The organism is Bacillus sp. SM2101 (genome assembly GCF_018588585.1).
In the GTDB taxonomy this organism is placed as follows: domain Bacteria; phylum Bacillota; class Bacilli; order Bacillales; family SM2101; genus Nanhaiella; species Nanhaiella sioensis.
In genome coordinates this window covers 20,983-38,249 of record NZ_JAEUFG010000028.1, presented here as the reverse complement: position 1 = coordinate 38,249, position 17,267 = coordinate 20,983, and the positions used below count along the sequence as shown (strand labels likewise).

Sequence of the window (17,267 nt, the reverse complement as noted above, 5' to 3'; positions counted from 1 at the left end):
GGGAGTATCATATTGAAAAAAACAATAATTTCTACCATCGCTAGTATATCATTAGGAATTAGTTTAATGTCCGTTTCTATTGCCAATAGTGCTTCAGAGTTTAAGGCCCGAGGTCAAAATCCACCTCAAAATAATCCTTATATTTTTAGTGGAGAAGAAATTGAGCTAGATAAGGAAGAATCGAAACGATTAAAACTTATCCAGTCTACTTACGAAAAAAGAGGCATAAATGGGACAAGTAATGCAATTAAAAAAGGGAATGGTAATAAGTTGGGATTGACTGAGGATGTACAAATGGTGAATCCTGAGGCATGGAATGGGGAGCTAACTGTTAGTAATGTCGTTGTACTTTTAGCAGAGTATCCTGATCATCCTGTTAATGACATTTTACCTAATGATACTGAATTGTATTATGAAGACTATAATAAAGAACACTTTGAAGGGCTCGTGTTTGGAGAGAATGGTTATGAAGGACCAAAAGGTGACAAGTTAATCTCCGTGAAACAATTTTACGAGGAACAATCTGGGGGAAGTCACACGATTGATGGAGAAGTATTTGGGTGGTATACCGTTGATAAACCTTCAACATATTATGGAAATGAAGATTATGAATATGAGCGAAGGTACGAACTAGTTGAAGATGTCCTAAAAAAATTTGGAGAAGATGTAGCAGCAAACAATATTGATTTATCTAGATATGATCAGATGGATCAATATGATTTTGACAATGATGGAAATATCTTTGAGCCCGATGGGATAATTGATTATGTAATGGTTGTACAATCAACTGTTGCTGAAGATGGTGTTTTTATGTCAGATAATATTACTAGTGATGAAACAATTTGGCCGCATTATTGGCATATTGATGAACCAATTAATCTCGATGGTACAGATCTAAAAGGATTTTCTTATACAATACAAGGTGCGACAGGAGGAGCAGCTATTTTTGCACATGAGTTTGCTCACGCTCTGGGTTTACTTGATGAATATGAAAATTCTGGGTTAGGAGAACCTATATCTTTCTGGTCTCTAATGGCTTCTGGTAGTTGGGCAGGCGAAATCCCACAAACAGAACCACCTGGGTTTAGTCCTTATGCAAAGGAAATATTACAGGCTACTTTTGGAGGTAATTGGTTATCAGGTAATACAATTTCTGTTGAAGATATTGATAGTAACGGTCTAGAAATATTGCTTGATCAAGCAAGTACTAAAGGAACGAATAGTGATGTAGTTAAGATAGAACTCCCTAATAAAGAAATTACAATAGAAGAACCTTATAGTGGGAGTTACGCATTTTATAGCGGTAGAGGCAACTATTTAGCTAACGATTTGGTTTTTAATTTAGACCTAACAAATACATCAACTGACGCTTTCCTTACATTTAAAACTTCTTATGAAATTGAAGAAGGATGGGATTTTGCTTCAGTCCAAATAAAAGAGGATGGAACTAATGAGTGGGTAGCCATAGAAGGGAATATAACAACAACTGAGGCAGAAGAAGATAATAATAATCCCGGACATGGAATTACAGGGAAAAGTGATGGATGGATAGATGGTGTTTTTGACCTATCAGCATTTGTAGGTGCAAAAATCCAATTAAAATTTCATTATTTCACAGATACTAACACAGTTGAAACAGGATTTTGGGTTGATGACATTAGCGTTGTTACTGATGGAGAAGAAATTTTCTTTGATGATGCAGAAGGTGAGACATCAGCAATTCTAGATGGATTCACGAAAGCAACAGGGACATATAGTGGTGAGCACTACTATTTATTAGAATGGAGAAACCATCAAGGGGTAGACAAGGCATTGAGTCATATTCGTCCAATTACTAGTAAACCCGTATTTTTATCGTATAAGCCAGGGTTGGTCATATGGTACGTTGATCATACTCAGGACAATAATGCTGTTGGTGATCATCCCGGAGATGGTTATTTAGGTGTAGTTGATGCTGATCAACAAATGGTCACTTGGACAGATGGTTACATCACATATACTGATACACAAATTCACGATGCCGCATTTGGTTTAGTACAATCGGAAAAAGTCTATTTAGACTACGATGATTATTATGGTGCAAGCATTAGGGATAACTTTACTCAACAAAATACACTATTTGATGACAGTCAATCTTACCTTAACAGTAAAGTAGCAGATGCAGGGCGTAACATTCCGACATATGGCTTGAAAATTCGCGTTATAGGAGAAAGTGATGACAGAAGTGTAGGTAAAATTCTTTTAACACGAGATTAATTAAATAACTATAAAAAAATACTGTTCTTGACATTTGATCTATAGTTAAGTTCGGAGCATCCTTATTTAGGCTATAAAAGTTAATAATTGATATCTTTTCTTTTATGTAAGTGAAAAAATAACACAGTTTTCGAAAACAGCCCTATACAAAAAACTAAAAAAGGCAACTAGTTTTCATTTCAGAAAACGATTTGAAGTTAATATTTATAGTATAGAACATTTAAGGAGTACTAGTTACTCTTTTTTTTATTGTGTCATTCATTCCGAAGCATGCTATTTGATATTTTTCATTCAATATTATTAATAGCTGAATGTTGACTTAAGCTTATATTCTATCATACGTCAGTTATGTATATATTTTTATACATAACAATGTATAAAAATTTACACATCATATGTAACTTCTTTCAAGCACATATTTAAATATCATACATAAGTCTCATTGGAAATAATGACATTTTATTTCCTTTTTTTTATGTAGTTCAAATGTAGTAATTTTTAGTTGTTGCGATAGTTTTGGTATATCAATTGCAATTTTATATTAACATGGCGAACAATCATCGGTATTGTTGTCTAAATATTAGGAAAGAGGTGTTGTTCGGTTTTATATTTTTTTGTTGATTGGGGGGAGGAGTTACGACGTATTTATGTGATTGATTCCAAGTCCCAGGAATTGATTACGGTATGTTTACGCTTATTAAGTAAATATTTTGCATTTGAAAAAAACAGAAAATTAAGAAAAGAGAATAACTATACAAAAAGGAGGAATTATGTTGTCAAAAAAACGAAAGGTCATGTACAAAATTACTAGCATTATCCTTGTATTTACTGTTATTTTATCGACAGGTTCCCTTACTCAAGCCAACTCAATTAACAATGATCATGCTTCTATCGTTAAGGGAAGAGAGGAAATAAAAAAGCCGTTACAACATGCACCTGGATATAGCGAATTGACATTTTCAGACTTGAGTAGCGTGTATGAACACAATGATGTTCATAATACGGTTCGATCAATAAAATCTAATAACATCGAAAACAATGTTATTTCAGCAACTAGCACAGTTATTGATTTTGCTTATTTAAATAATTTGTCCTATGACAGTTTAATAGACTACCTAATATATGATCTTAATAGCGTCGATGATATAGAGGATTTTTGGACGTTTAGCTCAGATGCTGTTGACTTTTATGTTGATGAAAGTCGCCATCAAGCATTATTAGATGCAATCGTACAACAAGCTCCTCAGTGGAGAGAAACAAATGATGTAGGTTTAATCAATCTTATAGAGATGGCAAACAGACCTTTTTATAAATCAGATGAATATAGTGAATTAAGCTTTTATGACGACTTGGAGTATCGAGAGAAAGTAAATCCAGCAATCAATGCAGTTTTAGACAATCGTAATGTTGGTTTTAGTGACACGGCTGAAGGCAACTACTTAATCACTCAATTAAGCTGGTTTTTAAATCATGCAGTTACAGATAGTGATATGTACTATAAATTTGGTGATGTTGTTCGTGAGTTTACTTCTAATTTAACATTGTATGCCGACTATGATGCAGCAATTGATGCTTATATAGAATTTATTTATTCACTTGATTGGCAAACAAAATATAACTATGGGACAACAGGTTGGGAGTTTAACGCTGGTTTAGATTATTTAATAGAACAAATAACTATTTTTATTTACGAGATGGAAGAAGATTACCGTTTAGTATGGGCATTAGACAACACTATGTGGCTGATCCTCCATTTTAACGTAGGTGGCTATCATTCAAATGAATATTATGGCTATGAAGCTATTACAGAAGCTCTTGATACAGTATACAATAGATGGGGAGCAAGGGAATATTTAGCTCTTTATCATATTTATTGGCAATATGATGGCATAGATGCAAATGGAACAACTGTAGCAAGAGTAGCCCCTTATGATTCATTTGTTGATCGATATTTCGGTAATGAATATGTGTTTGAAGCTGGTGAGTTTACAATTTGGGCAGGAGATGACGTACCAGAGGACAAAATAAAAAGAATGTATTGGGCAGCAAGAGAAGTTAAATCACAGTTTCATAGGTTTTCTGGAACCGATGATCCAGCCGACGGACCAGGAAATCCTGATGACAACTTATTATCAATTGTGTATAACAGCAAATTTGAATACCAACTTATGAATGGCTTATTAAATAATGATTATAGTGTTGAAAATGGTGGTAGATATATAGAAAGTGCAGGATTATTCTACACATGGGATAGAAGTGTTGCAGCAGGAGATAGTAGGTTTGAATTAGAAGAGTTGTTTCGACATGAATATACGCATTACTTAATGAGTAGATTTCTAATACCAGGGTTTTATGCTGACACTCCTTTGTACGATAACAATAACAATTTACCTTGGTTCGGCGAAGGCGGAGCTGAATTTTTCGCTGGTTCTACTAGAACTGGTGTAGACGGTAGAAATGTGATGGTTGAGGAAATAGGTGACCCAGCCTCTCGGTTTACAGTTGAACAAGTGATCAATGCGACTTATGATTTATATGGTTTTGATTATTATGATTATGCATACAGCTTCTATGATTTTATGGTCAACGGCAACGGTGGAGACTATTTATATATTTTAAATGATTTAAATGAAATTGTAGCTAACGAAGATTTTGAAAGAGCTTCAACTTTGTATAGGCAATATGTAGATGATCTTTCTCAAGACAATGCCGTTGAGGCAGCATACCAGCAACATATGAATGAGATGTGGGAAAATTACACGAATGGAGAGTACCGCACTGTTTTAGTAGGTGATGAGTATTTATACGAGCATCCTGAAAGGTCTATAAGACAAATTCAGAATGATATTACTAGTTTGATGAATTTAGATAATCTTGAGGTGACAACAAAATCATCGACTTTCTTTGAAACATTTACGCTTGAAGGAACATACGTTAGTGAAAGCTCATCTCGTGGCGAAGCTGTTGATATTGCTGAGATGGATAATGCTACGAATACTGCTTTAAGTGAACTAGATAATAGTGGTGTTTGGAGTGGTTATAAAACTGTTACTGCTTATTTTGTAAATCATCGAGTCAATTCAAATGGACAATTTGAGTTTGATGTAGTCTTGCATGGAATTTATGCAGGCGAAACGAATAACAGTGCACCAATTGCAGTGATTAATGCTCCTGCTACTGTTGTAGTTAATGAATCGACCTTATTCACAGGTGGTGATTCATATGATGAAGACGGTTCTATCGTGAATTATGAATGGGATTTTGGAGATGGAAACATAAGCTCAGAGGAAAATCCTATTAATATATATGAGGAAACCGGCTCATTTGTCGTAACATTATCGGTAACAGATAATGAAGGGGCTACTGGATTTACAACTAAGACGATAGTTGTAGAAGGATCTGATGAAGAAGGAACAGAAACGGAACCAAATAACCGAAAATCAGCTGCGAATAACATACAAGTTGAAGGTGAAATTAAGGGCTCTTTAGATTATGCAACTGGAGATCATACAGACTGGTTTTATTTTGATGTTGAAGAAGCAGGTGATATCGTTGTAAATGTTACAAAAACAGGTGGAGAAATAAATGCCATAGTAGAAGATGAAAATGGTAATCGCATTGGCGAGCCTCTAAGAAATAATACAATGACGCTATCCACAGGAAGATATTATGTGATCGCTTATACATGGTCTGGAGAATCTGCTGATTATACAATATCAATATCTCACGACAATGCTAGTACAAATACTGCTCCAGTAGCTATCATAAATGCACCTAGTAGTGTTGTTGTAAATGAAACAGTTGCGTTCGATGGTGGTGATTCATATGATGAAGATGGATGGATAACTTCTTATGAGTGGGATTTTGGTGACGGCCATACGAGTTCAGTAGCAAACCCAACCCATGTTTATGAAGAAGTAGGTTCATTTGATGTGCAATTAACTGTTACCGATGATTTAGGAGAAACAAGTGTGACAATAATGAGCATCACTGTTAATAATGACGTACTAATAAGTGAAACTGAGCCAAATAATCGAAAATCTAATGCCAACTTCATTGAAGGCAGTATTGTTGGGTCTCTTGATTATGAAGCAGGAGATCATACTGATTGGTACTATTTTGATATGGTGGATGATGGAGAAGTGACAATTAACCTTAATCAATCGGGTGGAAATTATAATGTTGTTGTTGAGGATGAGAATGGTGAAATTGTAGCAGAGCCACTTCGTGACAATGTTTTTCACCTCACAATGGGTACGTACTACATCATAGCTTATACATGGTCCGGGGAGGAAATAATCGATTATTCGATTCAAATCACAAAATAGATTTGTGATCTTAACTTTCCAAACCGACAAAGGAAAATAGATTTAAGTTAACAAAGAAGCAATAGACCAAATCTACTCAATGATTTTGTCTATTGCTTTCTCTATGGTGAAAAAAGAGTTGAAAATCAATTGTGCAAAAAAACAGCAGTTTTTCGTGTATAAGGTGAGTGTGTGACTGTTGATGTTCTAAAAAATTCTTTTTTCCTTAAATATTATGTATAGCGTCTAATTCCCATATAATAATCATAAGAACAAGCGTACGTGTGGCTGTTTTAACTGGTTGTAATAACTGTTAACGTGTTGGAATGATATAAATGTGTTTACGTAGATACCCTTTCTTGCGTTTTTAGTTAGCAGCTGTTAGTTAAATTTAAGTTCCATTCTTCTACTTTTTGTAGTCATTCCCATTGACTTATAAAATTCAATGGCAAATATATTTTTCTCGGACACTCCCAATTCGATACTATCAACTGTGAGACTTTTCCCGAAATTAAAAACATATTTAGTTAGCTTTTTTCCGATGCCTTTCTTCCGGTGCGTTTCAGCAACTGATAAACTGTTTATAACCAATATTTTCCTTGCTCTGACAAAAGAATTTTCGGTTATTTCTTCTTCCTTCGTCACTATAACACCAACTATATCCTTGCCAATAGTAGCCACAAAAATATGTTGTTTACCATCATTCAATTGACGTTCAAAGAATTCTTGCTCGACTGGATTGGGATTGTCAATGTATAAATCTGGTCTTACACGCACGTGGAGGTTGTGAACTTGCCTAAATAAAGGCAACAATAACTCGTAGTCGTTCATATCAGCGTTTCGAATAGATACATCCATATTTTTTCCTTCCCCCTTAAAGATAGCTTACTTTTACTATTCCTCACCCTTGAACTGGCATATCTCTTAAACTATTCAATCCTTTAGATATGAAAAAATACTTTCTTTATATATTAACCATTAACAGAAAATCCTACAAACCCTTTCCCTTATTATTTGAAAACCACAATATCTTACAATACAGGAGAATAAAAAAAATAAATTGAGCTGAAAACTACGCTAATTTAAGCTTGTTTTAATAGTTATAGTCTCCGCCTTTATAGGTGGATCTTTCAATTAGGTGGTATGGGGTCATCACCTGATATGTTAGAAGCTGATCTTTAGATTAATATGAATGTAGCAGACGTTATAAGCATTATTCTTTTCAAAATCCACCTTTTCGCTTTATGATTAGTAAGAATACGTAAAATTTCATCTATCCGAAATAGTAAGTCGTTCATGCGAATAGTAATAATAGTACATTTAATATTGATGAAGGCTGTTTTCGTATAGATTGTTTGCTGTCATACTAAGTAATCAATGCTTAAAAATCAAGTGTTCGTGGCATCTGTTCTCATTTTAATATAAAGTCAATGGTGTAAATTTTTTTGCTGCTGTCCTCAATTATCTCAATTGCAACAAAGTTTACGAAAAGAGCCTTGGTGGAAAATGACTCTCTTTTTTTTTGACTACTATCAGTAATTTTATAAGTGAAGGTGGGTTTAAATGACTTCAATTTCTGTTCCTGCTAGTAAACAGGCACACAATGAACAGATACAGGAAAACAAAATTGTCCTTATATGGAGTTTTACTGTGTGGCTTGTTGTGATGAATACAACGATGTTTAATGTAGCATTGCCGAGTGTGCTACACGATTTATCTTTATCTTCTTCTTCAGCGTCCTGGATTGTCTCTGCATATTCAGTGTCTTTTGCTATTGCAACGTTAACATTTAGTCGACTATCTGACTATATTCCAATTTCAAGACTGTTACTTATAGGCTTGACAATATTAGGGGTTGCTTCAGTGTTAGGGTTTCTCTCTCAGAGCTTTTTAATTTTGCTTGTTGCACGTATATTACAAGCTGCTGGAGCGGGGGCAGTTCCAGGACTTGCAATGGTACTTGCAAGTCGCTACATTCCACTTTCTAGAAGAGGGAAAGCGATGGCACTGATTTCATCGGCTGCTTCACTAGGTTTTGGGTTAGGTCCCGTAATAGGTGGGGCAATTACGCAATATTTGGGTTGGAATTATCTATTTGCTGTAACAGGTCTTGTTTTACTGTTTATTCCTATTTTTTTAAAACTATTACCTCAAGAAGAAGTGAAAAAGGTAAAGTTTGATACGATTGGTGGAATTCTTACCGCTTTATGTGTAACTGGATTGTTATTGTTTCTTTCAACTTTTTCTTATGTCATTTTAATAATTACAATTATGTTAATTTTTATTATGTGGAGACATATAGGAAAAATAGAACTTCCATTTATTCAACCTGCATTACTTAAAAATAGACAATATTTAAAGCTATTATTCATTGCTTTTTCTGCATTTATAATACACTTTGCCTCCTTATTCCTATTACCACTTATTTTAGCAAATGTGTATAATATGGAGCCTGCTGCAATTGGGATGATTATTTTTCCTGGTGCGATTTTATCTGCAGTAGCTGCACAGTTTATTGGACGATTAATAGATAAATTCGGTAATATACCTTTAATCACTTTCGGACAAACGTTTCTTATGATTGCGACTGTTTTGTTTGCTATCCTAGCTAGTATATCTCCATACTTCATTCTTGTAACATATATGTTCATGAGTATTGGTTTTTCTGCACTTACTTCAAGTATTTCAAATGAATTAACGAGGATTTTACCTAGTTCTGAAATAGGATCTGGTATGGGAATGGCTCAATTGACGCAATTCATTGGAGGTGCTTTTGGTGTAACATTAACAGGGATATTATTAACGATGCAACAACAAAGAGGATTTGTAGCAGAGATAAGTTATAGGAATATTTTTGTCGTTCTATCGTTGCTGCTTCTTTTGGCAATTGTTATGTTTGCACTGTACGTACGACATAAAATTCCAAATGAAAAAGGAGCTTAATTTTTACTATGCGAAACATTTTTTGACGCCTATTAATAGTAAAGTTTAAGGAAAAAAGGTTGCTCTAGACCCACACGATGTATAGTTGTTATGATGTTACGTAAGATAAGTGGAGGGGTTATTATGGAGCAACAAAAATATCAAGAACTAAAAATGGGTGAACGTGGAGCAGTGATAAGTATCATTGCCTATATCTGCTTATCAGCATTGAAGTTATTTATAGGAAACACTGCAAATTCTCAAGCGTTAATCGCAGACGGACTAAATAATGCAACGGATATCATAGCATCTGTTGCAGTCTTAATAGGTCTAAAATTGTCTCAAAAACCACCTGATAAAAATCATCCATACGGCCATTGGAAAGCAGAAACAGTAGCTTCACTAGTCGCTTCGTTTATTATGATGTTTGTAGGTGTCCAAGTTTTATATGACGCTGTAATCTCAGTTGTTAGCGGCAAACATCAATCCCCTGACATGATTTCTGCATGGACAGGAATTTTTAGTGCAGTAGTCATGTATTTTGTATACATATACAATAGAAATCTAGGGAAGAAAATTAAGAGTCAAGCCGTCCTCGCTGCTGCTAAAGATAATTTATCCGATGCATGGGTAAGTATAGGTACAACTGTGGGTATAGTCGGTTCACAGCTTAATTTGCCGTGGTTAGATCCTCTCACTGCAATTATAGTTGCAATTCTTATTTGCAGAACAGCTTGGGGGATTTTTCAAGATGCATCGCTACATTTAACAGACGGTTTTGATGAAGAGCTCATTAGCTGTTACAAAGAAACAGTTCTTAGTTTATATGGCGTAAAAGGGGTAAAAGAGATTAGAGGAAGGAGGTATGGGAATAACGCTGTAGTAGACATTGTTATTCTTGTTAACTCTAACCTAAATATTCGTGAAGCACATGATATATCAACGATGGTTGAAAATGTCTTAAGAAAGGAACATGAGGTATATGATATCCATGTTCATGTCGAGCCTAATTAACGGTTTTAACGAAAAAACAGCAGTTTAAGAATTCAAAAAAGCCACCAATTACAATAATACAAATAATTATGTTAACATCGAGTTCCGACAGCTTTCACGTTATATAAGTAACACTTTCATTAGCAAAAATTCATTCATTTTAATGTGTTAAGTTCATTTAAGTCCATGAATAGCAAATGTGTAACGACGAATAATAAAATGACTAACATAATTAGGTGGGATGATTTTGAAAAATGCTGTTATTTGTGCGTTTTTTATTGTTGCTTGCTTGTTAACAACTCATAATGTATATGGAGAAGCAGAGAAGATCAAGTCAGCCATTATTATTGATGATTTTGGTGGGGGAGATGGTGGAGTGATGGAATTTTTGAAAGGTGATATTCCAATTACTGTCGCTGTTATGCCATTTGCTGACAACTCAATAGAGCATGCGATGTTGGCACATCAACAAGGGTTTGAAATAATGGTACATTTACCTATGCAGCCAAAGAAAGGAAAAAAATCTTGGTTAGGTCCAAAACCCATAACAATTGATCTACCTCCATCGGAAGTGAAAAAGAGAGTAACTGAAGCAATCGAAAGTGTACCTTATGCAAAAGGTTTAAACAATCATATGGGTTCTCTCGTCGTTGAAAATGAAGATATTGTCAGAGCAATTGTTGAAGTTGTTAAACAAAAAAACATGTATATTGTAGATAGTGTTACAAGCCCGAACTCTAAGTTTCCCGAAATTGCTGAGGAGCTAGGTGTTCCACTACTAGAAAGAGATATATTTCTAGATGATATATCCTCTGTGTCTCATGTGACGAACCAAATGTTAAAATTAGCAGAAGTTGCAGAAGAGTACGGGGTAGGAATCGCAATAGGGCATGTTGGTGAGACAGGTAAAGTTTGTTATACTGGAATTTCACAATCAATGAAGCAATTTAAGGAACGAAACATTCAAATTGTTCCAGTATCTGACCTAATTGATGATAAGTATTTTGAATTTGAATAAGGAATAGTCACATAGCTTGTTCTTTTTACATGGCTCCCTTTATCCTGAATGATATGGGATTAAGATTAACGGTTGTTTACCCATACTGTTAGTAATTTTATTATGAAGGGTTAAAAAAACATTTACCACCAAACAAAAACATGTAAATAGGGAAGATTAGAACGTTGGATTATGATTTATGGTAAAATGTATGATAGACTTTAACTATTTTTATATATTGTTTAGCTACAGCTCAACACAAATTATTCGGTCTATTGATTTATAATAGTTGGGTCAGGGGTAGTATAAGGGAGAGGAATTAATGAATATTATTAGTCATTCAGTTGAAAAATTAAAAGACCCTACAGGGATCTTAGTTGGAGATAGATACGAATTTTTTTTACATATTGAAGTAGCGGAAGATGATGACTTATTTAGTCCTGAAGGTTTATATATAAAAGCCATCTTCGCAGTTTATGAAGATGATTATAAAGTTGCGCAATATCAGATTATTGAAAAAAACACAAATAAATATTATGATTGGGCTTTAGACGCAGAGGAAGAAATCCAAGTATTAAACTATTGCAAACAAAACTTTGAATAAATATAGGGTTTAAGAAGGGCGATATCTCAGTAGGGGTACTGTCCTTTCATCTTTTTAGCATGACATTCATATCATTCGTGCATAGGGTAGACCGCATTGAATTAATTACAAAAAACGTAACACGTAAAGAAAGCAGGTATAGCAATGCAAGATTTTTTGTCATTAAACCTTTCAGATACATTAATCAATACATTAACAAATGAAGGAATCGTTCAACCTACACCGATTCAGGAACGAGCAATCCCAAAAATACTCGACAATAAAGATGTCATTGCTCAAGCACAAACTGGGACTGGTAAAACAATTGCGTTCATGTTACCGATTTTAGAAAAGATTGATGCGAGCAAAGGACACATTCAAGCACTTATTGTAACTCCAACACGAGAGTTAGCCTTACAAATTACTGCTGAATTAGAAAAATTTATTGCGGATGTAGAAGGTGTTCATGCTTTAGCAGTATATGGTGGACAAGAGGTAGATAAACAGCTAAAAAAATTAAAACAAAACACTCAAATCGTCGTTGGAACGCCAGGTCGCCTTTTAGATCATATTAAAAGAAAAACGATTGATTTATCTACAATAGATATTCTCGTGCTTGATGAGGCTGACCAAATGTTGAATATAGGATTTCTAACAGAAGTAGAAGAAATCATTAAAGAGACTCCTGATAAACGTCAAACATTATTATTTTCTGCTACAATACCTACAGAAATAAAAAAATTAGCTTCAAAATATATGCATGACCCTTCATACATTCAAGTTGAAAAGATTCAAGGGCCAGCAGATAATGTTAAACAAATAGCAATACATACAATTGATCGTGCCAAACAAGCTACACTCTTCCATTTAATAGATACTCGTCGCCCATATTTAGCAGTCATCTTTTGTAGAACGAAGAGAAGGGTTAGTAAGCTGTACGACATACTGAAATCAAAAGGATATTTATGTGATGAACTACACGGAGATTTATCACAAGCAAAAAGAGAGCAAGTGATGAAACGGTTTAGAGATGTACAGCTTCAATTGCTTATTGCAACAGATGTGGCAGCAAGAGGGCTTGATGTAGAAGGTGTTACTCATGTTTTTAATTATGATATACCACAGGATGCCGAAAGCTACGTTCACAGAATTGGGAGAACTGGTAGAGCTGGTATGCCAGGAGAGGCTATTACCTTTTACTCTTCTAATGATCGCCCAGTCCTTGATATGATTGAAAAAGATCTAAACATCAAGATAGAAAAACAAAACGTAGGTAAAATAACGAAGAATGAGGACAAGGGTAAGAAAAAAAATTATAAATCAAACAGAACCAATAAGAATAAATATTCTCGTCAAGATAGTAAGGACGAATCCAATTCTAAATCAACAACTAAGTCTAATAAGCAAAGTTCAAGGTCGAGGCAATCACAAAAAACTCATAACGATGAGTCTGGGTCCACATTTAAAGGTAGTAGGAATAGCTCTAAAACTAGTTCGAATAAAAAATTGCATCGGAAGAAGAATGTCAAAAAGAAGGCTACTCAAAAAGGCAGAAGAAAATAAGTCATGTTAAGCAAAGTACTTCAAAAGAGATCGTGAGTGTAGGTTAAACTACTGTGGTGAGACACTACTACTTTGAAAAGTTTGTGCTTATCATAAAGGTGAAAACCATCCAAACAAAAAATGTTAAACAGTGATGAGGAATGGTATATGAAATTGGTTTCATGGAATGTTAACGGAATAAGGGCATGTGTAAAGAAAGGGTTTTTAGATTATTTTAATGAAGTGGATGCAGATATTTTTTGCATTCAAGAGTCAAAATTACAGCACGGTCAAATTGACTTAGATTTAACAGGATATTTTCAATATTGGAACTACGCTTTGAAAAAAGGTTATTCTGGAACAGCGATATTTACCAAAATAAAGCCACTATCTGTCTCATATGGGGTGGGAGATAATGAAAGTGAGCCTGAAGGTAGAATTATTACTTTAGAGTTTGATAAATTTTATTTAGTAAATGTTTATACACCTAATGCTCAAAGAGATTTAGCAAGACTTGAATATCGTTTACAATGGGAAGATAATATAAGAACTTATCTTTTGGAATTAGATAACATCAAACCTGTAATCCTATGTGGAGACCTTAATGTAGCTCATAAAGAAATCGATTTGAAAAACCCTAAGTCAAATAGGGGCAACTCTGGATTCACTGATGAAGAACGTGAAAAGATGACAAATCTGCTTGATGCTGGTTTTGTTGATTCTTATAGATTTCTTTACCCTAATAAGGAAGATGCCTATTCGTGGTGGTCCTATATGAACAAAGTAAGAGAAAGAAACATTGGATGGAGAATAGATTATTTTATCGTATCCAATAAACTTAAATCGATTATGTTAGATTCAGAGATTCATTCACAAATACTCGGAAGTGACCATTGCCCTGTTTTACTAGAAATGGATATGTAACAAGTTAGTTAAAAATAGTTGTATGAAGTCATTTTTTATTATAAATTAACTAAGTAATGTATTAGATCAATTTGGAAATACTGTTTACAAGTAAATTTATTGAAGGTGGACGAACTTATGGTATATTTTCTCTTTTTCATTGCTGCATGTTTTACTATCTTTCTAGCTGTCCAGTTGTCAAAACATGCTGATATTATTGGAGAAAAATCAACTTTAAATGCAGCGGTGTTAGGGTTAATGCTTGGTGGAGCAACATCGTTACCTGAAATCACAACGAGTGTGACTTCTATTTTTATTGAAAATCCAGATATTGCAACTGGAAATGTACTAGGTAGTAATTTATTTAATTTGTTAATACTAGCTCTCGTTGATCTCTGGTATCGAAATAAGCAGATTTTTAATTACTCTAGCAAAGAAAATGGTTATACAAATGTGCTTGTAATGACGCTTTCAAGTATTATTTTTATATCACTTTATATAAGAGTCCCAAATCATTTCTTTTCTATTGGAATAGATACGATTGTGTTAATTAGTGTTTATATATTGGGCATCGTACTGCTGTCAAAAGTTAAAAAACCGCAGCTAGAAGTAGAAGTTCAAGGAGAAACAACTAAATATGCACATGAATCTTTAAAAAAATCTGTTCGAACTTTCATATTGACTGCTTTTCTTATTCTGCTTTTTGGCACCCTGTTAACTATTACAGCAGACCAAATAGCTACACTAACCGGCATTGAGGCTTCCTTTATAGGATCATTTTTAGTAGCAGCAAGTACGAGTTTACCGGAAGCAGTGTCTATTGTCGTTGCGGTGCGGCTTGCAAACTATGGCCTTGCGATTGGTTCAATACTAGGTAGCAACATCTTTAACATACTTATTTTAGTGTTTACTGATGTTATGTTTAGAAGTGGTAGTCTGTTGTTCTATTCTAGTCCAAGCCATATTTATACTGTATTAGGAACCCTTATCCTTTCAATCATCACATACTATGCAATATTAAGAGAACGTTCTATAAATAAAGTTACATACGTTTTGCCAAGTTTATTCGTCGTTATATGTTATTTTATCACTAGTTATGTTATTTTTAGTAAATTATAATAGGCTCACTTTGTAGCTATTGTTAAAATTAATACAAGAATATATGTTTTTGACAATACCTCAGTGTCTAAATGTAATACTTGAATTTATGCAGCTATTTTCGTTCAAAAAACACCAATAATTAAAATTAACTTCAAGTTCCGTTAGATACATACACCTAGAAGAAGCTTAAGCAGAAGGTTAAACTTAACCAGACAATAAAGGCATGTTCAGCTACAATGAACAACTAATAAAAAACAAGCCTTCAAAATTAATCAGATGAAGGCTTGTTTTTATTGTCAGGCTCTTTTTTTTGGGACCAAATTAGTATATTAGGTTATCGAAAAAAAATGCCACGAACGTATTATAGGTGTGCATTTACATAGCTCGAAAAGCATCCTATTATTTTGTAAATACATCATTTGATCACGCATCAGCTACATCATTTAGACGTTCATTCTACGCTCTTCAGCATACACAAGCTTGCCGTTGATAAACGTTTGCTCAACTTTATTTCTTAAGTCAAATGGGTCTCCGCTCCAAAGTACGAAATCAGCGTCTTTCCCAACTTCAATAGATCCAATCTTTTCTTCCAACCCTAAGTGTTTTGCAGCATTTAACGTAATAGCTTTTAATGCAAGCTCTTCTGTTAAACCATATTTCACAGCTAAAATAGCACTAGTCATCAAGTGATCTATGCCGACAACTGGGTGATCGGTAGTAATAGAGAATGGTACATCTTCATTAGCTAACGCTTGAAGTGTGTGCCAACCTTTATCAGCAAGTTCAATTTTTGACCGAGAAGACATTGTAGGTCCGACAGCTACACGAACATTATGCTTAGCAATGAAAGGAGCAATTTTATGACCTTCTGTACAGTGCTCAATCGTAAGGTCGAAGCCAAATTCATTTTTTAAACGTAATGCAGTTACTATATCATCAGCACGATGTGCATGAACACGTAATGGAATTTCTTTATTAAGTACTTTTGCAATATTTTCTAGCTCAAGTTTACGATCAACCTTGCCCTTTTTCCTATTTTCAATATAATTTTGCACCTCAATTAATTTTTCTCTTAACAGTGCAGCTGTCCCCATTCTTGTTATAGGCAAAATACCTTTACCACCATGAAAGCGTTTTGGATTTTCACCCAGAGCAGCCTTTAATCCCGACGGACTTTTGACTACCATTTCGTCAACGATATGGCCGACCGTTTTTACGATAACCATTTCACCACCGATTACATTGGCACTTCCGGGCATGATTTGGACAGTTGTAACTCCAGCAAGACGTGCATCATTAAATCCCTTTTCAATAGGATTAATACCATCTATTGCTCGAACTTGAGGAGTTGACGCTGCGCTTACTTCGTTGTAATCTTGTCCTTCTTTACCAATTCCCTCTTCATGAATTCCTAAATGTGTATGGACATCTATTAGACCTGGTGTAATAACTTGGCCTCTAGCATTCACAACCTCACATCCATCAGGAATAGCAATATCATTTCCAATTTTTACGAATTTCCCGTCAGAAATAATGATTGTTCCTTCACTTAATTTTGTTCCATTACCAATATAACCAGTCACATTTGTAATTGCTAACATCAAAATCCTCCTAAAATATCAATAAAATAACTTAATTGTTCTATTAATCATATTTTTCTATC

Annotated in this window: 11 protein-coding genes; 9 read left to right on the top strand and 2 right to left on the bottom strand. The window is 34.4% G+C overall.

Annotation, left to right across the window (positions count from 1 at the left end; translation table 11 throughout):
- Positions 1-12 precede the first annotated feature (12 nt).
- Positions 13-2,256 carry an immune inhibitor A domain-containing protein gene (locus tag JM172_RS19980; RefSeq protein WP_214484142.1) on the top strand — a complete coding sequence of 748 codons (2,244 nt, stop codon included), beginning with the start codon at positions 13-15 and terminating at the stop codon, positions 2,254-2,256.
- Positions 2,257-3,029: 773 nt separating this feature from the next.
- On the top strand, positions 3,030-6,584 hold the full coding sequence (locus JM172_RS19975) for a PKD domain-containing protein (protein ID WP_214484141.1): 3,555 nt from the start codon (positions 3,030-3,032) through the stop codon (positions 6,582-6,584).
- A gap of 360 nt (positions 6,585-6,944) precedes the next feature.
- Here JM172_RS19975 and JM172_RS19970 read toward each other — a convergent pair whose 3' ends face one another.
- A complete protein-coding gene (locus JM172_RS19970) occupies positions 6,945-7,421 on the bottom strand; it encodes a GNAT family N-acetyltransferase (RefSeq protein ID WP_214484140.1) in 477 nt (158 codons plus the stop codon).
- Between the two features lie 705 nt (positions 7,422-8,126).
- On the opposite strand from JM172_RS19970, the gene JM172_RS19965 reads away from it, so the two are divergent.
- The 7 genes from JM172_RS19965 (at position 8,127) to JM172_RS19935 (ending at position 15,622) form a co-directional block, all read left to right on the top strand.
- Positions 8,127-9,506 (top strand): MFS transporter, encoded by a 1,380-nt coding sequence (locus tag JM172_RS19965; RefSeq protein WP_214484139.1) that lies wholly within the window; start codon positions 8,127-8,129, stop codon positions 9,504-9,506.
- 123 nt (positions 9,507-9,629) lie between these two features.
- Complete coding sequence (locus JM172_RS19960; protein WP_214484138.1) at positions 9,630-10,499, top strand: cation diffusion facilitator family transporter; 870 nt, start codon at positions 9,630-9,632, stop codon at positions 10,497-10,499.
- 226 nt (positions 10,500-10,725) lie between these two features.
- Positions 10,726-11,496: a divergent polysaccharide deacetylase family protein gene (locus tag JM172_RS19955; RefSeq protein WP_250886790.1), complete on the top strand. Its 771-nt coding sequence runs from the start codon at positions 10,726-10,728 to the stop codon at positions 11,494-11,496.
- A gap of 301 nt (positions 11,497-11,797) precedes the next feature.
- The gene (locus JM172_RS19950; protein WP_214484136.1) at positions 11,798-12,079 is read left to right on the top strand and encodes a DUF6509 family protein; all 282 of its coding nucleotides are present in this window, start codon (positions 11,798-11,800) and stop codon (positions 12,077-12,079) included.
- 144 nt (positions 12,080-12,223) lie between these two features.
- Positions 12,224-13,621 carry a DEAD/DEAH box helicase gene (locus JM172_RS19945; RefSeq protein ID WP_214484135.1) on the top strand — a complete coding sequence of 466 codons (1,398 nt, stop codon included), beginning with the start codon at positions 12,224-12,226 and terminating at the stop codon, positions 13,619-13,621.
- A 147-nt stretch (positions 13,622-13,768) separates the two neighbouring features.
- Positions 13,769-14,524 carry an exodeoxyribonuclease III gene (locus JM172_RS19940; RefSeq protein ID WP_214484134.1) on the top strand — a complete coding sequence of 252 codons (756 nt, stop codon included), beginning with the start codon at positions 13,769-13,771 and terminating at the stop codon, positions 14,522-14,524.
- 117 nt (positions 14,525-14,641) lie between these two features.
- The gene (locus JM172_RS19935) at positions 14,642-15,622 is read left to right on the top strand and encodes a sodium:calcium antiporter (RefSeq protein ID WP_214484133.1); all 981 of its coding nucleotides are present in this window, start codon (positions 14,642-14,644) and stop codon (positions 15,620-15,622) included.
- Positions 15,623-16,047: 425 nt separating this feature from the next.
- On the opposite strand, the gene JM172_RS19930 is transcribed toward JM172_RS19935, so the two are convergent.
- Entirely contained in the window at positions 16,048-17,205 is a 1,158-nt protein-coding gene (locus JM172_RS19930; RefSeq protein ID WP_214484132.1) for an amidohydrolase, read from the bottom strand.
- Positions 17,206-17,267 lie beyond the last annotated feature (62 nt).